Below are 26,657 nucleotides of genomic sequence, written 5' to 3'. Positions count from 1 at the left end.
TTGATAGATGAAGCGCAACTTTTTTATCTAAAGCTTATCTGCTGTAATCACTCGATAGGTGTATGAGTTAATCGTCACCCTAGTGCGCGTTTTTTTATCTTCAATATAGTAATTTTTCCCCAGTTTATAAATCACATTATTCTCACATTCAACGACTTGATAAATAAATTTCTCAATTTCAGCTTTTGTCATCGTCATTCGTAGCTTTTTATTTATCCTGCCATAAACTAAATCAGTGTAGCAGATTTGACTAAGTATCATATTTCTTAAATTATTCATTATCTTCCTCCAAACCTCACGTATTCCACCTATTATTATACAGAAAAATATGGATAAAAGAGCAATCAATCGGCAAAACTTACTCAGGAATATTTTAGCCATCGAAATGATAAGTAATTCCAACGAACCTATTCAAAAATAACCCTTACATCGAAGAGATCCGTGATAATTCGAAATTCTTCACTAAAATTAAATAAAGAGAGAATAAAGCAATTAGAGATATCAGCTATCATGCGCTTCGCAATCGATAAAATAGCAAAAGTAATCAACATAGAAGCAAGTATGGTCAAGTATTATTTTCCCAAAATTATTCATTGAACGGAGGTCTATAATCGAAAACAAAAACCGAACACAATTATAACAAAACCAAAAGTTTCAAATTTTATCCATGTTAGTTATTACATCTCATTTGCTATTCGTTACATATAAGAAAATATATTAGAATACTATGATAGTATTCTATGGAGAAATAGTACGTAGAAAAATTGTAAAGATGTCGAACGTTAAAGAGCGGCAAAAAATATATATTGCAAAAAACTTTACAGTGTATTCAATTTATTTAAAAGACAAGTTCTCTAACTATGGATTGGTTGGGACTGTGATTCAAAAAGAAAAAATCTGTTATTTAATGTGCTTATCTTGTAGAGCACTTGGAAAAGGAGCCGAGGAGAAAATATTAGAATGGATGGAGAGAAGGATAGATAGCCTTCTATTTTTTGAAACTGGCTCTAATCATATTCTAAAACAAAGAATTTCAGCTCAAACTCCAACCATACAACTCATTGATCAATCTACGGAGGATTTTTATGGTTAAAACAACGTTGTTTTTGTTAAAAGAATACTGGAAAGTTCAACCAAGTAGGCTCATATTCTCAATCAGTTTGAAAGTTATTGAAGCTTTAATGCTAACAATCAATTCGATTGGTTTGCTTTATTTTCTAACAAGTTCTTATGAACAAAATCGTCCCTTCCGTCAAGTTACCTTTATCTTGGTTCTTTTTGGCGGCATTCAATTGCTGATAAGTAGTTTCTCCTCTTGGTATGCTACGGTTATACAAGAAAATCAAATCCTCAAAAGCCGAGAATATTTTTCCAAAAAAATGGTTGATAGTGTAATAAATATTGACTATAGCCGTTTATTCACTCCCCAATTCTATGATGAATTTAATCTTGTTAGTCAAGGGGTCAATAAGTACTTTGAATTAGCCTATACGAATGTTTTAAATGGCCTGTTTCAACTTGTTGCCCTGATAAATGCAATAGTAGTCACTATTTCAATTGATCCGCGACTGCTAGTCTTGTCTGTCTTTTTATTTTTATCGATGTATTTCGCAAAAAAACTGAATCAAACAACCTTTGAAAAAGAGAAAAGATTGGTGAATATTGAAAGAAGAAAGACAGAGTTGCAAGCATTGCTACTTACTAAAGAAGCCAATGTCGATTTTAAAACAACGGGACTTGATGCCTGTTTTCATAATTTTGTTCAACAAATGTATGATGAAAATATCGCGTTGACGAAAAGTTATGCAAAAAAACAGATTCTTTTTAAGATGGTTCTAACAGATTTCTCGATTAATTTTATTTATCTATTTTCTTTATTTTTTGCTGTCTATTCTTTTGTGGCATTTCCTTCGTTTACCATATCCCAATTTTCAATTTTATTTAGTGCAATTATTTTATTTCTAACACGGATAAGGAACCTTCTTCAGACCATTGAGAATGCAGATGCGTATCGATTATATATTAGGGCATTTCAAAGATTCACATCATTAAAAATCCAGAAAAAACCTACTCTCTCTGCTATAGAAGAATTATCCTTATACCAGGTGAATTACAATTACCCTAAAACAGAAAAGCAGGTTCTAAAAAATATATCACTTTCGCTAAGAAAAGGTGAAAAAATAGCCATTGTGGGTCCAAATGGTTCTGGAAAATCAACTTTACTAAAGATTTTTTCAGGAATTTTAAACGATTTTCGTGGAGAAATCATGATTAATCGCGAAATAGATAGCAAGAAAGTGGAATGGGATCAACATTTAACTTTTTTATCTCAAGACTTTCTTTTGTTCAATGTCACTCTGCTAGAAAATATTATAGGTAGTAGTGAAAAAAGCACAACAATGGAAGCACTTAGTAAAGAAGAATGGTTTCAACCTCTGTCGAAAAAAATGAACCAACGTTTGGGGAAAGAGCTTTTTGAGGATGGGTTGATTCTTTCAGGAGGAGAGGCACAAAAAATTGCTCTTGCTCGGGCTTTGTGCAAAGAGCCGTCAATTTTATTGATGGATGAACCAACTTCGGCATTAGACAATATATCAGCCGAACAAGTAATGCATTCAATTAGTCAAAAGATAGAGACGGTGGTATATGTCACGCACAATCCTCAAGTAGCGATGAAAGCAGACCGTATTTTATTAATGCAAGAGGGACAGTTAATCTATGATGGGCCCCCAAATAAAATTTTAGAGAATGATATTTACAAAAACTTATTTGAATCCTCTATGAAGGAAGGAATGGAATAACGATGCTTCTCAAACAATTGAGCGTTCAGCTTCATTTTTCATTTACACCTTTTTTTCTAATGACTGTTGTCTATCATCTATTTCAGCAATTACCTCTTTATATCTTTAATGTTTGGATGTATGCGAAAGTTATCACTCTATTATTGAATGGTTTTCAGTGGCAATCCCTGTTACCGTTTCTATTAGGTACATGGCTGTTTATGATTATCAGTAATCTTTTTTGCAGTCTCTACGAGTATGTTTACCAGCCTATTGCTACTGAGAAAGTCAGCACGTTTTTTCTAAAACACTTAATTCAATGTGAATCACAATTATCCTGGAATGAGTTAGAAGAAACCAAATTTCGCAATAATTATCTGTTTTATACTCAAAATGGGCAAGAAATGATTACTGGCTATCTAGATTGCCTAGCAAGTTTAGTTGCTTCTACCATTTTAATTCTGTTAACAGGGTCGTTAATCTTAACCATTGATCCCTTGCTCATATTAATTTTAGGATTTTCCCTTATCAGCACTTTTTTTGGAAACAAAAAAATGGGTAAATTACAGAGTAGTAAACAGGAGAAACAAATAAGTTTAACTAATCAATTTAGTTATTATTTTGGTACTTTTTCCAACATACGTGCTATTCGGGATATTCGTATCAATCACTTAGATTCCTTACTCAAAGAAAAACTTTCCATAATTATTTCAAAATTATCAAAGCAACAAACTTTCGAAAATAAACGAATTTTTAGACAGCGATTAATTTTTAGCTACGTCTTATCAGATACTTTTTTGAAAGTTGTGGGACCTTTACTGCTTATAATAAAATTATTTGTTCAGAGAACCATTAATCTTGCTGGATTTGTTTCTGCCTACAATGCATTTAATTTGATGTTCCAATCTCTAAGTAGCCTTTTGGGTTCAGGCCTAACGAATTTTTTCTTTAACCAACAACGTGTAGACAACCTAACTTCTTTTCTGTTAGAGCTCAAGAATCTAAATGAAAATTTTTTCCCGACTACTGAATTGACCACTGAAAAGATTGTTCAACTAAAAGCCTATTCTTTTATCTATCCTGATTCAGAAAAAGAAGTACTTAAAAATATTGATTTGACGGTGAACAAACATGAAAAAATTTTAATTGTAGGGGAAAATGGTTCTGGAAAAAGTACCTTATTAAAAGTATTGATGAATCAATACCGATTGAATTCAGAAAATGGTAAAGGATCACTTATTTTCAATGACAAAATGAATGGACAAAAAATCAATTATCAAGCCCAACATTTTCAAATGTATCCTATCAGTCTTGGAATGAATGTCTCACGAGAGTTAAAATATAATGAAACAAAAGTAAGCAGTCTTTTTGAACAATTAAAGTTAGTCCCTGAATTAAAAGAACTGCAAAAACGTCCTGTAGGTAGGCATCTGTTTACTAATGGGATTGAATTGTCTGGTGGGGAAACCCAAAAAATTGTCTTAGCTAGAAGTCTCTGGGCCAAGGACAAGGAGCTACTTTTTTTTGATGAACCACTTAGTCAGATAGATCATCAAATACAGCCCTTATTCTTTGATCTTTTAGCCAACGACTGGAAGGAAAAAACTGTTATCATGATTAGTCACTCTTTAGAATATGCTTCATCCTTTGATCGAATACTTGTTATGAAAAATGGGCGAATAGATACTGAAGGAATACATGAACAACTGCTGGAATCTTCACAATTATATAAGAATTTATATACTGTTGGTGAAATTCAAGGCAAAAAGCTATAGTTGAATCAATTCCAGTAATTATACGCACTTGCTACAACAGAGGAGAAGTATAAAAAAGAACCTCCTTTTTTCTTTAGTGTTGCTTCTAGTAACTCAAAAAACTTTTTGACTAACAAAAAAGATTATTAAAGCTTTACTTCAGACACTCCTAATTTTTACTAAGCAATACAGCAAAGAATATTGTATTTGTTTACGCCATTTTCTGATAAATTGAACCCACTCTTTTTATCGACTTAATAGGGTGAATCACATTCTAAGAAATAGTAATAATTAAAAATTCAACAATACGCTAAGTAGAGAGACGGTAGAACTTCCCTATGATTAAACTATAGACTACTGGTAATGAAAATACTTTTCAACCCTATATCAAATCTGTTAAAATTAGCTGTCACCAACCCTCGAAAAAAGGGCGTTTTAAAAAATAACTTATGATAAGAAGGAATCTTTATGAAAAAATTCTATCCAATACTTATGGTAGCCAGCATCGCCTTATTAGCTGCTTGTGGGGAGCAAAAAAAGGACAGCACGGATCTACAGAGTGCTCAATCAACTTCATCCTCTAGTCAAATTAAACAAAGTCAAACAAGTGCAGAGAACCAAACTGTCCCCGAAACAAGTACATCAACAATTGAATCGACAACAATTTCTAACAGCAGTCAAGAAGAGACCTCATCCAATCAATCTGCACAAGGAGAAAACACGTGGGCGTCTATGGATGAGGCGATTGAATTTTATGAAGCGACTTACAAGAATACAGAAAATGAAATCAGTAAAGACATTGCTTGGAACAATTATGATCGAAAATGTTGGAGTTTAACAAAGCAAGAAGGCGATACAATTGTTCTTCATTGGAGTAACATCGGTGGAGCAGGGGGAAGTTACTGCAAATTTGTGAAGGATGGAGAAAATACTCAGCTGTTTGAATATGATGGGAATGCTTCCTATCCTGATAACCCAACTAAACAATTTACCATTCAAAACAGTAATCACAAAGTGCTTTAAAAAAAGCATAGTTGGAAAAGCAGGAAAATCAGCATAGTAAAATTATATCGAATTGAGCAATTGTTGAGATAGATGTCGTTAAGAAAACATTTCTATCTCAACAATTTTTCTGCAACTACGGGAGATTCTATAAATGGGAGGAAACTGTATACAAATAGGCGTACAACGGATAAAGAATATCAACAAGGTGTAGAAGGAATTCAAGAAACAAAGAATTAAAAGTTAGCAAAAAATAAGGTTTGAAAAAAAAATCCAGTAGTGCTAGGCTTGATACTAAAGTTCGTTTTAATTTAGAAAGCCCCAATACGATTCTGCTAGACAGCTTTCATCTTTCCGCAGATGACGCATCTGTAGCTCTCGTCATAACAATCATCGCTTTGTTCTTTTTCCTTCCTATTTTTCAAGATGTCAATTACACAATCATCCATCTCATAAGATATAGGGCTCATAGTCTGCTGATATTTCGTTATAAGTCAGTGAGAATTCCACATTTTTATAAGCGCACTGCAAAAAATGATTTCGAAAGAATCAGTCGACGAAAATCAAGATATTGTTATCGACTATCTTCTAATCTTCAACTAGCTCTATGCATACTAGTCAGAGAAAAAGTACCAGGCGGAAAGAGAACCGTTCGCAACTATGGTACGAATACGTATACTGTAAAATACCATTTCCGCTTATTTACCAAGGTGAATCTTCTACTTATCACCGAAGTACTTTTTTAGCCGATTATTGTTTGCTATTCAGTCTTTTCCTTTAGCCGTCGTTTCTTGCTGTTTTAGCCTTCTTTTTAGTTTGTTCTTGATACTTCAGTTAATTCGTTCTAGAAAAAGATTTCATTTTTTTGTTGATTGATAATGGACTGCGACCACAAAAACAGATTTCTCTGTCTGATAGTAAAGGAATCTCGTTGAATTGGGAAACGTCAAAAGGACCGCCCATCCGTTTGTTGCAACTGACCGTCAGTCCAGATGCTTGGTGTCAGTACTATAAAAAGGAAAAAAAGAAAGCACAGTACCAACAGGATTATGAAGAAATGTATATCGTTGTACCTGTCACCAATCAAACTGATCAGGACATGAATGAATTGGTTGATTATGTTGTTCAAAGCGGGATTCCAAAACGACCATTTGTGGCGTCGGTTTTAGGGGCCTATCCAGGCGTCCCTCGAATCAATCAGTATCCAAAATATACCGCCTCTGAAAATCCTATAGTTCTTCGGCAGAAAAGACGCCAGCGCATTCGTCAGGTGTTATGTATCTGTTTTATCATTTTTGTCGCTCTTCTTATTGGGGTGAAACAAATTGAAATAATGAGAGCCAGCTTATGACTCTTGATTAAAGGAGTTGGAAAAGAGAGCAGGCGGGGGCTAAATTTCAAGTGAAGAAGCAGAAGACTAACCCAAATCTTAGTTATTGTCCATAGACATTCAAGTAACCAGAGAACTGGGGAGACGGATATCAACCATTACTTGATGTACATGCGGTTCACTTTAGAGATATAATTAGGCTATAACACAGTACCGTACCCATTGGGGAGGAAGCTAGGATGAATGAATTTGACATCAAAAAAATTGGGAAACGAATTGCCGATGCTAGGAAAGCGTTGAATATGACACAAATGGAGCTAGCTGATAAGCTTTATGTCAGTTTTCAGGCTGTAAGTAATTGGGAGCGTGGGCAGTCTATACCAGATTTAGAGAGATTGACCACTTTATGTACAGTATTTGATTTGACACTCGATCAATTGATTCGAAATGATGCAGTCGTACAGCCAATAGCCAAGCTTTCTTCAACTGTGACAAATGACTTTTTATCTATGCGCGATCTTGTAGACACAGCTCCTTTTTTGAAACCACAAGAGATTGATTCTTATATCGATAAGGTCACTGACTTTCCATTTGATCAAATTATTTGTCTAGCGCCATTTATTACAGAGACTACGCTTAGCTTCCTAGTGGAAAAAGCCCAATCTCAAGAGAAGATACAGCAGGAACATTTCTTTAAACTAGCCCCGTTTATGAATACGTCACAATTTGACGGGCTAGTATGCCAGTACTTAAACGAAGGTGGCCGGTTTTCAAGCTACGACGAACTTCTTCCTTTCGTAAAGAGTGAAACTCGTATACAGGTGGTTCATTCTTCTAACAGGGAATCCTTTTGAGTACTGGGCGTTCATTACTCATATCGAGTTTCTTTCTCATTAGTTAAACAACTCGAGCGAGTGTTTAAACTCATTGAGAAGGAAATTTTTGTAAAAGATATAACAATTCAAAACGGAAAATCGCAGAATGTATTACATTTCGAGTAGACAGATAAATGGGGGATTAAATAGATGAAAGATATTTCTAAACTAATAGATTGCATAGATTTTTCAAATGCTTTAGAGAAAAATACACTTCATAAAGTATATGAAACTATACATGATCCCAAAGAAGACTTGCTTCCTAGAACTCTTAAAGTTTTCATATTGGCAAGCATTTCTTGGATTGTAAGCTTACTCTCAAGCATAAATTGGTTTATATTCCCTATTTTATCATTGTTAATTGTTATTTATGGACTAGTTTTCTATTTTAAGTGTCCGTCATACTTAAACAAAGCAGCTTATAATAGTGTATTTTACCTTTTTACACAAACTATGTTTATTTTTTTTATATGTTCTTTAGAGATATCGACTAACGTTCTTATGAATAGATGTCTGGCTACAATTTACATTATAGTAAGCTACTCACTGTCACTTTATATAGTAAAAATAAAATTAATTGATACTATACAAGTCAAATATTTACCTAAAAATAAGGAGCTATCTAAAAAAAGATTGATAAAAATCGTGAGGATATTTTCATCAACATTAGCTACGTTTATCGCTATATCAATTATGGTGATGCAGTTTTACCGACTTAATAAGTGGTGGATAAATAACAATGATTTCACGTTTCTTTCCGGATTAAACAATTCAGTAATTGGAAATATATTAGCTATCATTTCAGTGTTTATGGGTATATCTATCTTAAGTCTAATTACATTACTACCCACACTACTTCTGAGATTAGAAATCCTTGCTGATGGACTACTATTGCAAAAATATTCAGAAGACTTTCGAAAAGAATATGAATTTGAAAAAAAAGAATGGTATGGCGAATAACCCCATTATCTGTACTTACTCCTTATACATGACTTTCAAATCCACTTTCAGCCAAAAGAAACGATCAAAATCAGTACAAACCTAATTTTAATCGTTTCTTTTTAAGTAGTTGTATAAATGTTGTAATTCCTTGATAACTTACAAATACTCCTTCCAAGCAACTTTCAATCGTGACACACAGTCTGGAATTTCTGAAACAAGAATTTTACTAAAACCTAGAAAGAGTGAGTGTGGAGGACAAGCTGCTTTGTCATGCCAAAATTGCATAGTGGAGTAGACTCGAACACCATTGTTTTCTGCTAATTGAATCATTTTTTGCTGATCGATTTCCTTAGAAAAATGGAGGAGAAAATACTGACCACTGACGTTACTTGAAAGCTCAACGTTCTGACCAAAACTTTTGAACTCCTCGACAAACGTGTCTGCTCGTTTTTTAAATATTTGGTTCATTCGTCTCATATGGCGTTCGTACTCTCCAGACTCAATTAATTTAGCGACTGTATACTGGTTTAATAACGGAACAGAGCTATTGTATGCTACAAATTTAGTTTGATATTCAGTTACCAAATGTGGCGGTAAAATTAAGTAGCTCATCCGAAGAGACGGGGATAATCCTTTTGAAAAAGTACCGAGATAGATGACTCGTTCATTCTGATCGATTGATTGTAAGGAAGGAATTGGGTGCGAATAATAACGCAACTCACTATCAAAATCATCTTCAAATATGTAGGTATTATTTGCGCTTGCCCAGTTTAGTAGGTCAATTCTTCTGCTAATCGGCATAACGGCACCAGTGGGAAACTGATGGGAGGGCGTCGTATAAATTCCTAGAAAGGGCTCATTTGTAGGCAGCTGTGAAACAAGCAACCCCTCCTTATCAATTGGAATGCTTTTGATAGCTAGATGATGGTGCTCAAATATCGTTCTCGCTTTAATATAACCAGGTTCCTCCATCAAAACTAAGTTCTTTTTTCCCTCAAGCAGTAAACATAAATAATTTAACGACTGCTGCAAACCACCTGTAATCACAAGCTGGTCTTCTTCGCATTGTACACCACGAAACTTCGCTAGGTATTTTATTAACGCTTGTCTAAGAAAAGAATCTCCTTGTTTGTCTTGAAGCACAGAAAGTTTTTGTTCTTCCTCCAATAAATCCAAACTATCCAAAGTAAACTTCCGCCAAATTTTTTTGGGAAATAAATCCTGTGAATGGCCAACATTAGTCAAATCATAGATGATATGTGGCTGGGACTCCTTATGACGGTGAATTGTTTTACTTGCTTTTGGCTGTTTCGATGAGGGAAGCGAGCTATTTAGCTTGGGGACTGAGATAACTAGTAAACCGACACCTTTTTTAGCGTTCACATAACCTTCTGCCAGTAATTGACTATATGCCACATCCACTGTGTTTCGACTGACCCCTAACGTTTTTGCTAGCGTGCGGCTTCCTGCCAAAAGAGTGCCAGTTGGAATAATCCCCGTAACAATTTCATTTTTAAGTTGTTGGTAGATTTGTACATAGAGTGGCGTGCTTACTTTTCGATCAATATATATCATCTCCATACTCCTTTCTCAGTGGCACCTTAATAAAACTAAATAGTGGCTCTTTTGAAAAGTCCACCTATATATTATCATAGTCTCCATTAGGATAATAGGAGGAAACTATCATGAATTCAAAAAAACGAGAGAACAAAAATAGAGATATATTATTAGAAATTATTGCCATTTCTTTTCTCGCAATGGGAGGAATATTTGTGAAAGCGAGCCAATTATCCCCTCTAAATACTGGCTTTTACCGTGTATTATTTTCACTGCCTTTACTTTTTCCATTCGCGTATAAACAACTTCAAGCTCTTACCCGAAAAGACTGTTTGATTCTCTTACTGTCGGGCGTCTTTTTAGCAGGCGATATTGGTCTATGGAATCTGTCATTTTCCTATACAAGTGTTGCCAATGCAAATCTGTTAACAAATCTAACACCACTAACCGTTGTCCCTGTGGCCTATGTACTCTTCAAAGAAAAGATTCCTAAATACTTTCCAATAGGTGTTCTCATCACATTCTTGGGTCTATTCGTCTTGTTAGGCGGAAAAGTTCAAGCAAATAGCGAAGGCTATTTTGGCGATTTTTTGGCCTTTCTAGCATCGATATTTTATGGAGGCTTCTTGTTAATTTCTTATAAGTTAAGGGATCGTATTGGTAGTCACGCAATCATGTTTGTCAGTGGTATCGGTAGCTCAATCACTCTGTTTATTTTGGCCAACATGGAAAGTTTTCAAGTGCCCAAAACGACGGCGGACTTCTTACCCATCTTGGGCTTAACGATTTGTTTACAAGTCGTAGGACATAATTTACTTGCCTTTTGCCAAGGCAAACTGAATGTCACTCTTTCTTCGGTCATTTGCCTTTTCCAAGCAGTAATCGCTACAATCTATTCCTTCTTTATTTTTGGAGAGACTATTTCAACAAAAGAAATTATCGGAATGGTGATTGTTATGGTTGGCGTGTTTACTGTCAAGGCTCAGTTTGCATCGCCAAAGACAAAAGCTGAGGCCCCAATCTAAATAGACAGCTCCCAAATCAGACAAAGCGCAGCGAATCATAGAGGAGCGGGCAACAGAGATATTCGGCTCTATAATGTTTGTCCGAAATGCTTGGCAGACCCAACAGATAAAATTGGAATAGTTAGAAAATTTTGAAAAGTAGCCAACTTGAACTTGATATTTACACACGTGCATAATAAAATATAGGGTATTACTTGTTAATTTGGAGGCCCTATGACAAAAAAATTCGTCTTTGTATTATTTGTGTTACTCTTAGTTCCTTTTGAAACACCTGTCACGGTCTATGCTGCTGAAGACATTATGGAAGTAACAAGGGCAGCAGGATATACAGATGTTTTAGAGAAAAACAAACCAAAAGCATCCATTGTTGTGGATGGAACAAATGGCCAGATATTATGGGCAGAGAACCCTGATGCTGTGCGAGAACCAGCTAGTATCTCCAAAATGATGACCGTCTTTTTAGTATTTGATGCAATAAAAGAAGGAAAATTAACTTTAGACACTACCATTCAAGCGACACAAAATGATCAAGCAATTGGCCAGTTGTATGCAATTAGTAACAACAAAATTGTGGCTGGTGTAGACTATCCAGTCAAAGAATTGTTAAAAATGGTCATCGTACCGTCATCGAATGTTGCAACTGTCATGTTGGCAAATGCTGTCTCAGATAATCAAGCGGGTGCGTTTATTCAAAAAATGAATGACAAAGCGCAAGAAATCGGCATGAGTAACACGACATTTTATAACTGTAGTGGTGCATCAGCAGTCAGCTTTGAAGGGTTGTACCATCCAGAAGGTTTTGATCCAAATGGTAGCAATACTTCGACTGCTCGTGATTTAGCAACGATGGTCTTTCATTTAATCAACAATCATCCCGAGGTCTTGGAATTTACCAACCAGCCTGTAGTTACAGCTATGGAAGGCACGCCTTATGAGGAAACCTTTGAGACCTATAACTATTCATTACCTGGCGCAAAATATGGTTTTGAAGGGGTCGATGGTATGAAGACCGGCTCTGGACCAAGCAGTGCCTTCAATTATGTGGCTACAGCTAAACAAGGAGAGACACGTTTAATTGAAGTGATTTTAGGTGTCGGAGATTGGGCAGACCAGGATGGAGAATATTATCGTCATCCTTTTGGGAACGCATTACTTAAGAAGACCTTTGATGAGTATGAACATCGGTTACTTTTACCAAAAGGCGACCATGAAATTGAAGGAAAAGTCATTCAGTTAGACAACGATTTTTATGGTGTAGTGAAAAAAGGGGAAGAACCTCAAATCACCCTTCAAGAAAACAAAGTCGTCTTGCTTAACCAAAAAGAACGACTAACAGAAAGTCTGCCAGAATTAGCCGCAAACTACATAGAAGGCAATAAAGAGAGTACTAAAGAAAACAGTACAGAGGGCGATAAAACAGCTACAAAACAGGCAGCAAACTCATTCACTTCGAAAAAAGCTTTGCTGGATCAAGCAAAAGAGTATATTTTACCTGTCGTTCTTCTCATTATCGGACTATTCTTTCTATTTGTCCCAATCAAACGAAAACCAGTTGGGCGAAGAAGTAGCACTCGCGGAAGTAAGCTATTAATCGTTAGAATTATCGGAGTTGCCTCTTTGCTTATCGCATTAATTTTGTTTATAAAAAACTTTCTCTAGTATAGAACTCAAAAATTTCAAATTAATCTACTTAACTTTGTAGATCAAACTTAGCCAATAAAAATAACACTAACTCGCTAAGGATAAAGACAGTCAGCAGTGATTAGCGACTTCAACAGTACATTATTAGATGAGAGAAACACTAGCCAAACAGGATGGTCACTTTTATCAGTGGCCGTCCTGTTTGGTTTCGTTTAGATTGTGATAATTTGAAAAAGAACGCTCACTCTCAGATCTCCTTGCTAGCTTCAAAGAGAAGGGCCGATTTCTTTTGAGAGAGCATAAAGAGATCTAAATTATTTTCTGCTAGAATCGTTTCTGGTAACTGAATTAATTGACCCGTATACATTTCTATCAACTCTTTCTTTTTAACTCATCTGAGGAGTTTTGAGTTAATTCACTGATGCTGATAGATGAACTGTTTTTTCTACCTAGTGACTTATTGATTCCTTCAGCTAGGCCCTTAATTTGGAACGTATGTTATCAACTGAAGCAACTGAAAAATAGAAACGACAACGAACTTTGGCTTTTATGCTAGTGTTCGTTTTTTGTGGTCTCGTGTTTATTACGATGACTATGAGGTCACCCAGGAAAGCCCCCATATCACTATTCAAAAGACAAGCATTCTAGTACACTTATCTTTAAGAGAAAGGGTAGGTGATTAAATGAAATTAGTAATTGATGCAATTGAAAAAAAATTTGGAGAAAAAGTCATTTTTGACGACACTAGCTTTCAGTTCGAAAAAGGGAAAATTTATGGTCTGCTCGGACGGAACGGTTCTGGTAAAACTACCTTGTTTAATTGTATTTCCAGAAACATTGCCTTGGATGGTGGACAGATTTATTTAGAGAATCAAGAAGAAAGAAATTTGAATTACGATACAACAGACATTGGATTTGTCTATACGACGCCCCATCTCCCAGCATTTATGACAGCATATGAATTTGTCCGCTTTTTTGTGGATATTAATCGCAAGAGGATTACAGATATTCAGCGTCCCGAAGATTATCTACTATCAGTTGGGATTGAAGCAGAAGATCATCATCGATTGTTGAAGGATTTTTCTCATGGTATGCAAAACAAAGTGCAAATGCTCGTTTCTTTGATGGTCAAACCACCCGTATTATTATTGGATGAACCCTTAACCTCATTTGATGTGGTGGCTGCTCACGAAATGAAAGAAATGATTCTCCATATGAAAACTGATTCAGTGGTGATTTTTTCCACACATATTCTACAACTAGCCCAGGATTTATGTGATGAAGTGGTCTTGTTACATACTGGAAAATTAGTTGGGATTCCTGCTGAACGTATTCACGACCCAAATTTTGAAGAAGAAGTGGTACAGATGCTGACAGACAAGGAGGGTCCGATAAATGAAGATGCTGGCTAATTTTTTTAAAGAAGATTGCCATTTTTTCAATTATAATCTAACCAAAATGCTAAATAGTTTTTTCTATTTTTTGCGCCGTGTTCCGCTCATTAAACGAATGATTAGTGAGCAGGTTTACGCAGCCTATGGATTGAAGAGTGCCTTAGGAGTCATCTTAACCATCTTCAGTATCTCATTTTCATTTTTGAAGAAGGTCTTATTTCTTATAGTGATTGTAGCCTTACAAATTTTCTTATCTACCTTTGTGAATAAAGGTACGATTTCGGATATTTTTTCTCAGATAAATCCGTCTATGTTGCAGCAAGGCGCTTTTCTGTGGTTTGTATTGGTCGTTATAGTTTATGGATTTTACAATCAGTTTTCCGTTCTTATTACTCAAAAAATGATTAAATTCTATACGGAATTTTCTCTATCCGCTCCCCAGTTTGTCTTAGGTCAAATGTTTGTAAGTGTCTTGAAAAGTACCTTCTTCTACTTGCTCACTGGCGTCTTTTATGGCTTATTGGCTAACAAACCCTTACTAGGTTTGCTGATGCCTCTTTCATATTTAGCAGGGAACTTATTATTATTTGTCTTCTGTCGTTGGTTATATATGATTAATTTTAGTACCGTTATGCGTCGCTGGATCGGACTAATGGCCACCGTTATATTCTTGATTATTATTGGTAGTTTCTATTATCTGGGATGGGTAGCGTCTTTGACAAACCTTTTTACTAGCTGGATTTTATTACCAGCTTGGTTAATTTTAACTTATTTAAGCTTTCGAGCCGCATGGAACTATCCGAAACAGCATGAATTTATTCAAAAAACGATTCGGCAGTCGTTTTCATTTTATGAAACGACAACAAATGATACTCAAAAAAATAATCAATATATTGGCCAAGGACTTAAAATGCAAAGTCAGTTACAGGTCAATACGGATGAAAAGGTATCTAATTTAAAGGGGAGCGAGTATTTAAACGCACTTCTGTTCAGTCGTTACCGCCAAGTATTTAATAAAAAAATCCGCTATATGCTTGCTGGATTTTCTGTAGTTGCAGTATTCTTACTTGTTTTGCGACTCACCAATGTTGACCTTGGTTTAGATGAAGCCGCGACAGTCAGACTGTTGCCTTTCTTATTTTTTGTCATGTACTTTCTGTCCTTTGGTAAACAAATCGTTCAAATGCTGTTCGTCAATTGTGACTCGTCGATGCTATATTATCCATTTTATCGAGAAAGTGATACAATTCTAAAAGGCTTTACCTATCGTTTACGGCGAACGTTTCAATACAATAGCTTAATTATTCTGAGTATTTTTTTCTTATTTATCCTCCTGCAGGTGCTAAATGATTTCTATTTGAGCTGGCAGTTTTTTGGGACATTGTTGTTGTTATTAGTTGCATTAGGATTTTTATTTTCTTTTCATGAACTATTTGTTTATTATTTGCTTCAGCCATTCACTTCTGATATGACCGTGAGCAGCCCAGCATACAAAGTCGTTACCTGGGTATTTTATTATTTTGCTTATATGAATTCACAAGTTAGAGTTACTGGGGTTCTTTATGTGATTGTGGTTTCAGTGATCTGTTTAGTGTATGTAGCAATTGGACTCGTTGTGATTTATCGTGTAGCACCCAAAACTTTTAAAACCAAAGACTAAATAAACGTGGGAGAATCGGCAGAAAAATTACTGACGATTTTCCACGTTTATTTGTGCGAGGAAAGAAATCAAAAAAGAGGAGGCCGCTATTTGTGTATTCGAACAAAAAAACTCTCCGAAATCATTCATTTGTATTCGGTTTTTCAACCGCCACAAGAAAATTAAGGGGAGTAATAACAGATTAATCCAATTTTTATTAGAATATCAGCTGGTCAATAAACTATTTATGTGACTCGCTCACATTTCCGTGGTACTCAGCAAATTAATACTTGAGAAAACCAGAATAATCCTCATTTTCAATTTCAATATTGGCGCCAGCTTCGTTTAGTTTTTCCACGCGTTTGACTCCCCACTCTGACATAGAGACGAGGATATCTCGTAATGATTTTCCATCTTCAGACAAAGAGTATTCAACTTTAGGTGGGACTTGGTTGTAGACTTTTCGATCCACGATACCATCTTCTTCCAGCTCACGAAGCTGTTGGACAAGCATTTTTTGTGTGATATTGGGGATTTTCCGTCTTAGTTCACTTGTCCGAATTGGCCCATTACCTAAGTGACACAAAATAATCGTCTTCCATTTTCTACCAATCACGTCCAATGTAGCACCTATACCTAAGTGATAGACTTTTTTCATAGAATCATTCTCCTTTTCATACCATTTACAAGCCACTAAACATTGTGGCTCACTAGTTCTTCTACTTAATGGAGGTATGATACCATCGACCATAAAAAAAAACAATCATTCTCGCCTGAAAATTCGCTTAAAAAAGAAAGAAATCAAAAAAATATTTTTGTAATTTGATTGAACTGACGCAATTGTTTCCTTTTTGTGCCTATGAAACAAAAAAGTAGGTACTTTTCAACTGTCTGATTGTCTTTATAATAGCAATTACAAGGCAGGAAAATAAATTCCTGTAAGTTCAGAAAGGATGAAGAGTAATGAAAAACTTTTTAACTAACTACAAATTCAAAAACGGGTTAGAAATTAAAAACAGAATTGTGATGTCACCGATGACTACTATGTCGAGTTTTTATAACGGAATGGTGACCTCAGAGGAAGTCGATTACTATGCCTTACGAGCAGGCGGACCGGGAATAATTGTCACGGGTGTTGCAAATGTCAGTGACAACGGAAAAGGCTTTGAAGGGGAACTTTCTGTCGCAAATGACCGCATGCTCCCAGGTTTAACTAACTTGGCCACAGCAATAAAAAAAGAGGACACCAAAGCCGTTTTACAAATTTTTCATGCGGGACGAAAATCAAACAGTAAAGTATTACGTGGGGAACAACCAGTAAGTGCCAGTGCCTTAGCTGCGCCTTATCCACCAAATTCAGAGGTACCACGTGCGTTGACGCACGAAGAAATCCTACAAATTATTGAAGACTTAGGTCAAGCAACCAAACGAGCAATTGACGCTGGCTTTGATGGTGTTGAGTTGCATGGCGCCAATACGTATTTACTTCAACAGTTTTATTCAGAAAATTCTAATCAACGAGAGGACGAGTGGGGAGGAACACGAGAAAATCGTTTGAAATTCCCGTTGGCCGTTATTGCTAAAGTTAATGAAACAATCCAAAAATATGCCACTCAGCCGTTTATTCTTGGTTACCGTTTGTCGCCAGAAGAAATTGAAACACCAGGAATTCGTTTGGAAGATTCATTATACTTTGTTGATCAAATAAAAGGAAAAGTTGACTATATCCACCTTTCAATGGGAAGCTACCAACGAACTTCTTTAAACGATAAGGCGAACACAAACACCTTATTATCCCAATTTGCACAACAGACAAAAGGCGTTGTCCCACTCATTGGTATCGGCTCTGTCGAACAACCCGAAGAAGCGGAAGCTGTCATGAATGATGGCGCAGACTTCGTAGCAATTGGACGTGAGCTAATTCGTGAGCCTAAATGGGTCCAAAAAGTAGCAGCCAACCTGCCAACAAGCATCCGAACAACCTTAAATCCTTTTGATATGGAAGAATTAGCTATCCCAGGCGCGATGCAAGAATATCTACGTGAGTCCTTTAGAAGCGTTATGCATTTTGACGATGATGGGAATGTGTATGATTCTTACACAAACACACTCGCACCAATGGAAGGCTTCGAGAAAAAACTCTAACACACATTTTGTATTCAATTGAAAAGTTAGCGAATAGGGTGCACGATTGCATTTTAATGAGGGAAAAGCCTGTTTAACTCAAGAGGATTATTGGTTTGAAAGTGGCGGTGACTCAATAAAATTCATCTTCCAGTAAAAAACGGTGACTCAGATTGGATGCAGATAAAAAATAGCCATAGACAGAAAGCCTCTAGTGAACATCCCGTATTCACTAGAGGCTTTAATGTGGCTGGTGATTGATATGATCCATTTACTAAAGCATCGATTGAGGCATTGGCAACTCACTCGTTGACATGTTTTTTGTTCTATGCTATTGTATCTTCACGACGAAAAAGGCTGGGGTATCCTAGCACGTATACCTCGCGAGAAACTCCGAGCAGTTGTAACTACTACAATTGTAAAGGAGATTTTTTTATGCTTAAATTCACATCACCACGTTGGACACATAACTTTTATCCGTTATTTGTAGGGCAGGGGCTCTCCACGCTCCTATCTACCACGGTCAACTATGCGCTGATTTTTTATCTAACAGCTATCACCCATTCCGCAAGTGTCTTATCCCTAGCACAAATCATTTCACTCATTCCACTGGCGCTTCTTTCGCCGTTTGCTGGGATTCTTATCGATCGTTTCTCAAAGAAAAAAATACTGATGCTTTCTGATGCTCTTGTAGGCACCATAACACTCTTTTTATTCCTCAAAGGCTTAGCATCAGGCGGCCAGTTAACTATCAGTCTCATTTTATTTTCAAACTTTCTACGATCTGTTGCCCTTAGTGTTCAAAATCCAACCACACAATCTTCTGTTCCTGAACTTGTTCCCTCAGAGCATTTATTAAAGGTGAACGGTCATTATAGTGCGTTACAAGCTGTCAATCAGCTATTTCCACCAGTATTAGGAGGACTCCTATATGGACTACTGCCTATAAATGATCTCTTACTGTTTTCAGTTTTAGCGAATTTAGTTGGGTTGGCAACAGTTGGCATCACCCGGTTCCCGTCATTTGCAACGTCCATCAATTCTTCGTTTCATCTAATCCAAGAACTGAAATCGGGTTTCGTGGAGTTAAAACGAAATCGCCCATTGTTTCATTTACTTATGTACAAAGTGGTTTCCGTTGCTCTGATTATGCCGACGACCGTGTTATATCCACTAATGACAACAGAACATTTTCACGGGTCACTCAAGGTTTCTGCGCCAATTGTTGAAGTTTCCCTTGCAGTGGGCATGTTACTTTCCGGACTCAGTCTTGCCCATTTACCACATCTGGTTCATCGTCTCTTTTTTACGGCCACGGGGACAATCACTGTGGCAGCTAGCTTACTTATTTCAGGCTTTTTACCAGCCAATCGACTGGGATTTTCTTGTTTTGTTTTGGTTAATTTTTGCGCAGGATTTGCCTTGCCTCTAATTGATGCACCTATTCAAACACTCTTACAAGAAACCATTTCTGTAGAGCATCGAGGGAAGGTCATCAGCTTATTTTTGATGTTCATTGGCCTTTCTGGACCTCTTGGCCTGATTATCGGGAGTTTCTTATCCATTATTCTGCCTACCGTAGGGATGTTTGTTACCTCAGGCGCTTGTTTATTGCTCCTCTTTTTCTTAGGATTACGGGATAAACAACTTCGTTCACTTCAATAAATTAGAGATACAACTCATAATTTTTCATTTCAAATGAACCCTGACTGTCAAAACGTGGTATCATGAATTATTATCACAGTTAATTAGCGAATTTTAAGGAGGAATCGGAATGTCTTTTGGACTGTACATTGTAACAAAAGGGGAATTGGAAGAAGTTTCTAGAAGCGGAGAACTATTATCTTTGAACGATTTAGTGCAGTTAGGCAATGAAAAAGAGGCAATTGAGAAAGAATTCAAACGGATGGGATTTGAGCCCCAAGACATTATTCCCGATGAAAAGTTATTTTATATAGAAAATACGAACTTTCATTCGCCCTTTCAAGTATTTAACACGGCGGCAGGGGAAGTTATTAATGCCTATGTAAAAGAAGGGACTATTTATGAAGTAATAATTGAGAATTACCTTAAGTATAGTGCAGATTTATTTGACTACTTGGCAAAGTATGATTTCCCTTATGAAATTTGGACTATACGCGAAGATTTATATGAGCCAAACAAAATTCAACGATCCGATCTCTCAGTTCTTTCTGAAACAACGCTAAAACAAATAATAGATGACAACACCGGTTCGCCTCCAGCAGTCAAAAGAGTAAATATGAAACCAAGAGATTCATTCTAAAAGGGAATACCACACCTTATATCAACGAATACTGGACGTAAGAAGGGACTAGTACATGACCATAAAAGTTGACACTATGAATTTCAAACAGAATTCTGAACAATTGATCCAACTACTTAATATGCACCAACAAGAAAAAATGGCACGAACCTTTACAGAAGGAAAAGACTCAATTTCACTCGCAATTTACATGAATGAAGCATACCTGGCAGGGTTGACCGGCTACATCACAGGCAACAGAATGCATCTATCTTTGCTAGCCGTTATACCGGACTATCGCCACAAAAATTACGGGTCCATTTTAGTGAAAGAAGCGGAGAAACTAGCAATTTCTAGAAGCTGTAGGCATCTCACGGTTAACACACAGGATTATCAAGGACTAGGTTTTTATCAAAAATTAGGCTTTTCCATTTACGGCAAACTTGAAGATTGTCCATTTGATGGTACAACAAAATATTTTTTGAACAAGTCAATAGAGATAACCAGCCGTTAAACGCCGACTTGTGACACTGTTCAAAACACACTAGTTATTTTTCGTTTGATAAATGTCGCTAGAAATAGCAAAAATAGGACTAAAACAAAGGATGTCTCGCGTGGTGTACTGTATTGATAATGGACCGATGAAAGGATTCTGGGGAATGATGAAACGAGAAAAAGTATGATAGACATAAGGCATAAGTTCACTAGTCGCGAAGGCTTGGTATACGTGATTTCAGCCTATATGGTTTCATGAGTGAAACGGGCTTTGTTTCGCTTATGAAACGAGTGGGCGAGTTAAGCGGTAGCGCGACTAGTGCTTGAAGTAAAAACAAAAAAAGAGGGGGAGTACGGAAGCAACTCGCACGTTTGCCCCGTTTTTACTTATCTAGAATACGAACCTCTAATTCAAGAGTCATTCATTATACCTTACATTGATTTTTCCTACTTTAGATACAACATCTGTTCACCCATCACAGCATAGGCTTCCTTAAACTGTTCAATTGGCACCTTACGATTTTTGTAGCCGTAGGGATCGTTAACATAGACAGAATTCGCATCGACTCCTGTGACGACGACCGAATGACAAATCCGACAAACGGTGATAATACCACTCGTTGTTTGCCAAGTCAGCCAGTCTGTTTCCTGTGGTGTGACATAATCAACTGTAGTGATTACCCATACTGGTTTGCCTGCGTTAACCGCATCTTCAACTTCAGAAAAATCAATTGCACTTCCTGATACGACTTCTTTGTCGCCCCCCACAATACTTTTTGTTAATGTAGCTATCGGTTCAACTGCCACGCCCATCGCTTCCAAACCACCTTCAATATTTCCAACAAAACCATCGTGTGGGTTGCCGTGATAAGTTGCATCCACCATGACGGGAACATACGTAAGCTGAGATGCCAATGTATTTTTCGTTACTTTATACCCAGAATATCTAAGCAACATCGATAAAGCAGTGACCTCACAGCCGTTTTCTAATTTATCCGGGTCCAATTGATTTTCTAGAGGAACAGCCAATGGACTCGATACCTTTTTTTCCTTCTTTGTCTTCTGCGCAGAAGAACTGTGTATATGAGAAACCAGACCCCGATAAACTTTTGGTTGTGAGAAAAAAATCCCTGCTATTGTCACCCCAATAAAAAGAAACAAAACTAAATACTTTTTTACTGAAGAAACGCGTTTCATCATTACTGACCATCGCCCTCCAGAATGAGGCCTTTGCTATTACATACGATAGCAGCTGTTGCCGACCCAATAAATTCTTTTTCGAATTTCCGCATATGGCTTCCTACTTTCTTTAGTTGATGAGCACAAACTAAGTTTACTTGAAAAGAATAGGAGGATTGCCTAAATGTCACAAATGACGGTTTATAGGTAATAACTGGTAAAAAAATAGACCAATCTGGTTTTTTGTTGAAATAATTCGTGGAGAAGTGTAGACTTCTGATTGACTAAAGAGAGAAGGGACACAATGAAAATTGTCATCTGTGATGATGAATGATTAACAACCTAACAAGTGGAAATATTGTTAGAGAGCTACACAAACAATCGATTAGACGTGGGGATCTACTATGATCTTCAAAAGCTTCTGCTGGTATCAAAAAGAACAAAGTATGATGTCTATTTTTTAGACATCAAGATACCCAACATGAGCGGAACTGACTTGACAAGGAACATTCGAAAAGGCTGATATTTAGTACCCATTATATTTTTAACAAGCTATAAGGAGTATATGCCTGAAGTATTTTCTCTACAAATCTTCGATTATGTCACAAAATCCGTATCTAAAAAAACTTTCTTTCCGGTTCTGGATCGAGTAATGAAGTACTTACAAGCACAAGAAAGAGGACTACAATTTTCTTATAAAAAGAGTGACTATTTTATCGAATTTCGTAAGATTCTCTACTTTGAAAAAGGTATGACAGGCTCACAATTTAAAAAAACAGACCCTACACCTATATACAAAGGGGAGGGTCCGTTTTATTGAGTTAGTTTATACATGTGCTTCAACAGATGGCGTCACTTTTGCAAAATAGTCTGTTGAATAGACTGCCGCAATTCGTTCATACAGCTCTTGAATCAGCTCGTGTTCTTTAAACTGACCAACAATCGTCATAAGGGAATTGATACTCCCGATAATTTGTGCATAGAGTAGCTGAATTTGGACAGGTTTAAGTGTCGTTTGGTTAGAAAAAGCTTCGCAAAATTTAGCAAAGAAAAATTTTTGTGTATCCTTCAAAGAAATTTTATCCGTAGTTAGTGCCAGATATTGATCGGCCTCTTCTTTGGTAAACCGATAAAAATTATTCATAAAATCAAGTAAAGTCTCATTTTTTGCGAAATAATTTTCTGCAATACGAGTAAGTATCAACTGATAGACAGCACTTCGCAAGTTATCTATATTTTTGAACTCCATGTAGATTGGTTGGGTAGAAATGCCCATCTCTCTTGACAAGCCTCTCGCTGTGACTGCAGTTATTCCTTCCTTTATGGCTAATTCATAAGCACCTTCTAATATAAATTCGGCTGTAAATACCTTTCCTCTCATAATAAAACGCTCCTCTCAATAGTTTCTTAGTTTAACCAATTCTTTGTAAAAATGAGATTGGAATAGTGGAACTCATTTTATAATCCATGGTTTCTTGATAATATGTATGGCAATCTTTTTCTGCGATTGAAATAATCTCATCTTCTGAACAGTTGTGTGCGTCCGTTTCGAACCAAAAGAAAAATAATATTTGCAATTTTGCATCTAAAGTTAATGTCTTTTGAATATTTTCTAAATAGGTTTCTCTGTGTGTCTGTAAAATAATCTCTGAAAATTCTCTTTTGATTCCTTCATAATAAGTGAGTAATTTTTCAGCCTGTGATTTATATGAATTTTTTAGTAGTGTCTGCTCATAACCGAAAAAATAAGCCTCCACTTCCTTGCTAACTGATGACAATCGTTGACTCATTTTGTCTCCTCCTAACTATTTTTGAGTTCTAATTTATAGTCACTTCCTTTTTTATCCCTTAGTTACAAGGTATATGACGAATACAAATTGATTATAGGACAAAAAAATAGAAAGTCTGTCCAGAAAATTCTAAGTTTCTGATAATTTTTTGGATTTCTCTCAAAAATATTTAATTTTCCTCTCATATTTTATGCAGACATATTTTTTGTGTTTCCAGATAACTTCCTTTATTATCAACATAAAGCACGTTATTTTTAACATTTTTCTAATCAAAAGTTTGCTAGATTGTTCGAAAAGGTTCTCTCAAAAAATCCAAAATATTTTTTCTTTCCAAAAAAAATTGAGACGAATCTAACAAAAAAAAATAGTAGAATAAGATATAATGAAGGGAGAATATACTGAATGAGCCCAAATTACCTATTATTAGAGGATCAGTATTATAAAATCACCGTATTACAATATCTAGAATTAAATAAGAACCAATATTGTACGATTAACAAACTAAGTGATGTTCTTTCAATTTCTAAATATAAAACGGCAAAGTTCATTCAATTACTTCATGAAGAATTAAATTTACTGTTCTCAGACACGGATATAGAAATCGAGATTCTTGCAAGTGGCGAGATTATCTCAAAAAACATTTCCCATAGAACAATAAAAGAACTGCGGATGAATTATTTAAAGTCGAGTACGCTTTTCCAGTTGTTTCACAATTTTCTAGTGAAAGAAACGCCCCTTGACCGACAAATAGATGACCTACATATGAGCCGATCCTCTGCCTATAACCAGCACAGAGAGCTAAAATCTATTGTGCAAACAGATAACCTTCTACTTAAAAAGAATCAGATTCTTGGAGATGAATTTCAATTGCGAATCCGCCTATATAATCTTTATTATGAGGCATTCAATGGCATCTACAGTCCATTTCCTGATTTCATTCAAGTGAAGGCTAATCAGCTAATTGACCAACTTATCCACTCAACAAAATGTTCCTTATCAGAGACCAAAAAAATCAAATTGGCCTCTTTTATAAATGTTTGGCTGACTAGATTAAGAATGAATCATTACATAGAAGAAAGTTTTGTCACCGTAGAACCATCAGCTTATCGAGAGTTTTTAACAGAAGAGTTAGTGCATAGCTGGGGTGTCCCAAAGGATAAGGTCTCCAACGAAATCGCATTTCTCTTTTCATTTATTTATTTAGAGGATATTGATAAAGACTTGATTGAAAGCTTCTTAAGAAATGATACCGAGCTTGCAGTGGAGCAAATCGCACATCAATTTCTTCAATATCTTTCAAATGAATGTCTCTTAAATAAGCAAGACGAAGTGAAGTTGTTAAATGAAGTCAAGGATATTAATCGAAAGTGGCTGATCTATCATTTTAAAGAAACCACCTTTATCATAAAAAAGGAATTTCATTATTTCCAAGAAGTGAATCCCAAACTAGATTCTATCGTAAAAAATTTCCTAGACACGCTCGAAGGTCGAAAGCTGTTTTTTGATGAGGCCGAGATGAGCAAGCTTTACTACGATTATCTTTTCTTGTTGGTTACAAAATTACCTATATCCAAAATAGAACAACCGTTATACATATGTATTGATTTCTCACATGGAGAAAACTATAACCAATACATTCAGTTGATGTTGTCTTCTTTACAAAGTATGAATATTAAATATGAAGAAAAAATTACCCGACAAACAGATATCTACATTTCTGATTGTCTGATTCATCAAAAAGGCTACAAACAATTGATTTGGAAAAAACCGCCAACTCCTGATGACTGGCGCGACCTTGGAGAACTATTAGTTGAACTTAAGGGAGCGAAAGCTGAAAGGAGTTAAAAATGAATGAACGAATGATTTCTTTCTTAATGGTCCCGCTACTCATTTCTTATCAATCAAGCAATATTTTATTATCTGATGAGTACACCATAACAAAGGAAGATAAACATTTCCAAATCGACCAAATGACAGTAGACACCGAAGAAAATTTGTTGATTGTTGAAAACGAACACCAAGATAGTTTTAAGAAAAAATTGCTACTACAGAAAAAAATGGCAGATATAGAAGAGCAGGCTGCTGTCTTAAACGATTCCAATGAGACGGCACAATTAGGAATGATTCTAGCGAGTATGTCTGGAACTATCCTTTTTGGTGAAAGGGCCTTAGCATTGACAAAAGAGTAGACCAAGCAACACTTTTTCTGAATATTTCGCCATTTTTTTTTAAGACATGAATGAATAACATTTGAATACGGAGAGGTTGAGACAGAAGTGTTTAACTCCGAGAACCGGGTAGATACTGTGCAACATCAACTCATGCTTCGTTGTGTTTTACAGCACCGAGTAGGTACTGTGCAACATCAACTCATGCTTCGTTGTGTTTTACAGCAATAAGAGGGAATCCACGAAAATGACAAGAAACACGAAAGCCTTTCTTTCGATGTTGATTGATTCCTACGTGGTGCTCTTCAAATTTTTGTGACCAGGTAGGTACTGTTCTACATCTATTTACTTTGTAAATAGTGTTTCACAGCACCGGGTAGGTACTGTTCTACATCTATTTACTTTGTAAATAGTGTTTCACAGCACCGGGTAGGTACTGTTCTACATCTATTTACTTTGTAAATAGTGTTTCACAGCAATTTCAGCTTATTTTTCGAACCTTCAACTCTAGCATGTCTCATGCGTAGAAGTTGTTGAGAGCGGAACAACGTGAAGATGGAGTTGCTTCTGTGCCGCCCACCGTTTATTCGGGGAATAGGAGCATGGGCATAACTTTTCGAGTTATGTCCCCTGCTCTCAAATAGCAGTTAGCTTACGACACAAATAATCGAGGTTAACTGTTGCTTCTACTAACGCTAG

General features: G+C 36.1%; 24 protein-coding genes. 18 read left to right on the top strand and 6 right to left on the bottom strand.

Annotated features, from left to right (window positions below; all coding sequences use genetic code 11):
• Positions 1-27 precede the first annotated feature (27 nt).
• Entirely contained in the window at positions 28-279 is a 252-nt protein-coding gene (locus IGI37_RS11155; RefSeq protein ID WP_438761952.1) for a DUF3781 domain-containing protein, read from the bottom strand.
• Between the two features lie 493 nt (positions 280-772).
• Here IGI37_RS11155 and IGI37_RS11150 point away from each other — a divergent pair, with 493 nt between their 5' ends.
• The 7 genes from IGI37_RS11150 (at position 773) to IGI37_RS11120 (ending at position 8,701) form a co-directional block, all read left to right on the top strand.
• Positions 773-1,093: a hypothetical protein gene (locus tag IGI37_RS11150; protein ID WP_438761950.1), complete on the top strand. Its 321-nt coding sequence runs from the start codon at positions 773-775 to the stop codon at positions 1,091-1,093.
• On the top strand, positions 1,086-2,801 hold the full coding sequence (locus IGI37_RS11145; protein ID WP_438761949.1) for an ATP-binding cassette domain-containing protein: 1,716 nt from the start codon (positions 1,086-1,088) through the stop codon (positions 2,799-2,801). Before IGI37_RS11150 ends, IGI37_RS11145 begins: the two co-directional genes overlap by 8 nt.
• 2 nt (positions 2,802-2,803) lie before the next feature.
• Positions 2,804-4,555 carry an ATP-binding cassette domain-containing protein gene (locus IGI37_RS11140; RefSeq protein ID WP_438761947.1) on the top strand — a complete coding sequence of 584 codons (1,752 nt, stop codon included), beginning with the start codon at positions 2,804-2,806 and terminating at the stop codon, positions 4,553-4,555.
• A gap of 447 nt (positions 4,556-5,002) precedes the next feature.
• The gene (locus IGI37_RS11135; RefSeq protein WP_438761945.1) at positions 5,003-5,557 is read left to right on the top strand and encodes a hypothetical protein; all 555 of its coding nucleotides are present in this window, start codon (positions 5,003-5,005) and stop codon (positions 5,555-5,557) included.
• Between the two features lie 910 nt (positions 5,558-6,467).
• On the top strand, positions 6,468-6,887 hold the full coding sequence (locus tag IGI37_RS11130; RefSeq protein ID WP_438761943.1) for a hypothetical protein: 420 nt from the start codon (positions 6,468-6,470) through the stop codon (positions 6,885-6,887).
• 218 nt (positions 6,888-7,105) lie between these two features.
• On the top strand, positions 7,106-7,720 hold the full coding sequence (locus IGI37_RS11125) for a helix-turn-helix domain-containing protein (protein ID WP_438761941.1): 615 nt from the start codon (positions 7,106-7,108) through the stop codon (positions 7,718-7,720).
• Between the two features lie 171 nt (positions 7,721-7,891).
• Positions 7,892-8,701, top strand: a complete 810-nt coding sequence (locus IGI37_RS11120) for a hypothetical protein (RefSeq protein WP_438761939.1) — start codon at positions 7,892-7,894, stop codon at positions 8,699-8,701.
• Between the two features lie 138 nt (positions 8,702-8,839).
• Here IGI37_RS11120 and IGI37_RS11115 read toward each other — a convergent pair whose 3' ends face one another.
• Positions 8,840-10,258 (bottom strand): PLP-dependent aminotransferase family protein, encoded by a 1,419-nt coding sequence (locus IGI37_RS11115; RefSeq protein WP_438761937.1) that lies wholly within the window; start codon positions 10,256-10,258, stop codon positions 8,840-8,842.
• Positions 10,259-10,368: 110 nt separating this feature from the next.
• Between IGI37_RS11115 and IGI37_RS11110 the strand changes: the two genes are divergently transcribed.
• The 4 genes from IGI37_RS11110 to IGI37_RS11095 all read left to right on the top strand — a co-directional run bounded on the left by IGI37_RS11110 (position 10,369) and on the right by IGI37_RS11095 (position 15,960).
• Positions 10,369-11,265 carry a DMT family transporter gene (locus IGI37_RS11110; RefSeq protein WP_438761936.1) on the top strand — a complete coding sequence of 299 codons (897 nt, stop codon included), beginning with the start codon at positions 10,369-10,371 and terminating at the stop codon, positions 11,263-11,265.
• Between the two features lie 213 nt (positions 11,266-11,478).
• Positions 11,479-12,924: a DUF1958 domain-containing protein gene (locus IGI37_RS11105; protein ID WP_438761934.1), complete on the top strand. Its 1,446-nt coding sequence runs from the start codon at positions 11,479-11,481 to the stop codon at positions 12,922-12,924.
• 665 nt (positions 12,925-13,589) lie between these two features.
• Complete coding sequence (locus tag IGI37_RS11100; protein WP_438761932.1) at positions 13,590-14,318, top strand: ABC transporter ATP-binding protein; 729 nt, start codon at positions 13,590-13,592, stop codon at positions 14,316-14,318.
• Positions 14,302-15,960 (top strand): hypothetical protein, encoded by a 1,659-nt coding sequence (locus IGI37_RS11095; RefSeq protein WP_438761930.1) that lies wholly within the window; start codon positions 14,302-14,304, stop codon positions 15,958-15,960. Before IGI37_RS11100 ends, IGI37_RS11095 begins: the two co-directional genes overlap by 17 nt.
• A gap of 262 nt (positions 15,961-16,222) precedes the next feature.
• Here the strand turns inward: IGI37_RS11095 and IGI37_RS11090 are convergent, their stop codons facing one another.
• Complete coding sequence (locus tag IGI37_RS11090) at positions 16,223-16,597, bottom strand: winged helix-turn-helix transcriptional regulator (RefSeq protein WP_438761929.1); 375 nt, start codon at positions 16,595-16,597, stop codon at positions 16,223-16,225.
• Between the two features lie 305 nt (positions 16,598-16,902).
• Here IGI37_RS11090 and IGI37_RS11085 point away from each other — a divergent pair, with 305 nt between their 5' ends.
• The 4 genes from IGI37_RS11085 (at position 16,903) to IGI37_RS11070 (ending at position 20,840) form a co-directional block, all read left to right on the top strand.
• On the top strand, positions 16,903-18,084 hold the full coding sequence (locus IGI37_RS11085; RefSeq protein WP_438761928.1) for an NADH-dependent flavin oxidoreductase: 1,182 nt from the start codon (positions 16,903-16,905) through the stop codon (positions 18,082-18,084).
• A gap of 414 nt (positions 18,085-18,498) precedes the next feature.
• Positions 18,499-19,728: an MFS transporter gene (locus IGI37_RS11080; protein ID WP_438761926.1), complete on the top strand. Its 1,230-nt coding sequence runs from the start codon at positions 18,499-18,501 to the stop codon at positions 19,726-19,728.
• A 109-nt stretch (positions 19,729-19,837) separates the two neighbouring features.
• Complete coding sequence (locus IGI37_RS11075) at positions 19,838-20,347, top strand: hypothetical protein (protein ID WP_438761925.1); 510 nt, start codon at positions 19,838-19,840, stop codon at positions 20,345-20,347.
• A 55-nt stretch (positions 20,348-20,402) separates the two neighbouring features.
• Positions 20,403-20,840 carry a GNAT family N-acetyltransferase gene (locus IGI37_RS11070; RefSeq protein WP_438761923.1) on the top strand — a complete coding sequence of 146 codons (438 nt, stop codon included), beginning with the start codon at positions 20,403-20,405 and terminating at the stop codon, positions 20,838-20,840.
• Positions 20,841-21,268: 428 nt separating this feature from the next.
• Here IGI37_RS11070 and IGI37_RS11065 read toward each other — a convergent pair whose 3' ends face one another.
• Entirely contained in the window at positions 21,269-22,021 is a 753-nt protein-coding gene (locus IGI37_RS11065; protein WP_438761922.1) for a C39 family peptidase, read from the bottom strand.
• 328 nt (positions 22,022-22,349) lie between these two features.
• Here IGI37_RS11065 and IGI37_RS11060 point away from each other — a divergent pair, with 328 nt between their 5' ends.
• On the top strand, positions 22,350-22,523 hold the full coding sequence (locus tag IGI37_RS11060; RefSeq protein WP_438761921.1) for a response regulator: 174 nt from the start codon (positions 22,350-22,352) through the stop codon (positions 22,521-22,523).
• Positions 22,524-22,826: 303 nt separating this feature from the next.
• On the opposite strand, the gene IGI37_RS11055 is transcribed toward IGI37_RS11060, so the two are convergent.
• Both IGI37_RS11055 and IGI37_RS11050 read right to left on the bottom strand, forming a co-directional pair.
• Positions 22,827-23,381: a TetR/AcrR family transcriptional regulator gene (locus IGI37_RS11055; protein WP_438761920.1), complete on the bottom strand. Its 555-nt coding sequence runs from the start codon at positions 23,379-23,381 to the stop codon at positions 22,827-22,829.
• Positions 23,382-23,412: 31 nt separating this feature from the next.
• Positions 23,413-23,790 carry a DUF7006 family protein gene (locus IGI37_RS11050; RefSeq protein ID WP_438761919.1) on the bottom strand — a complete coding sequence of 126 codons (378 nt, stop codon included), beginning with the start codon at positions 23,788-23,790 and terminating at the stop codon, positions 23,413-23,415.
• Positions 23,791-24,192: 402 nt separating this feature from the next.
• On the opposite strand from IGI37_RS11050, the gene IGI37_RS11045 reads away from it, so the two are divergent.
• Complete coding sequence (locus tag IGI37_RS11045; RefSeq protein WP_438761917.1) at positions 24,193-25,635, top strand: helix-turn-helix domain-containing protein; 1,443 nt, start codon at positions 24,193-24,195, stop codon at positions 25,633-25,635.
• Between the two features lie 2 nt (positions 25,636-25,637).
• Positions 25,638-25,979: a hypothetical protein gene (locus tag IGI37_RS11040; RefSeq protein ID WP_438761915.1), complete on the top strand. Its 342-nt coding sequence runs from the start codon at positions 25,638-25,640 to the stop codon at positions 25,977-25,979.
• Positions 25,980-26,657 lie beyond the last annotated feature (678 nt).

This window comes from Enterococcus sp. AZ194 (assembly GCF_051713825.1).
Classification (GTDB): Bacteria; Bacillota; Bacilli; order Lactobacillales; family Enterococcaceae; genus Enterococcus_K.
Note: the sequence above shows the minus strand (reverse complement) of the source record. Positions and strands in the feature narration are given on the sequence as shown.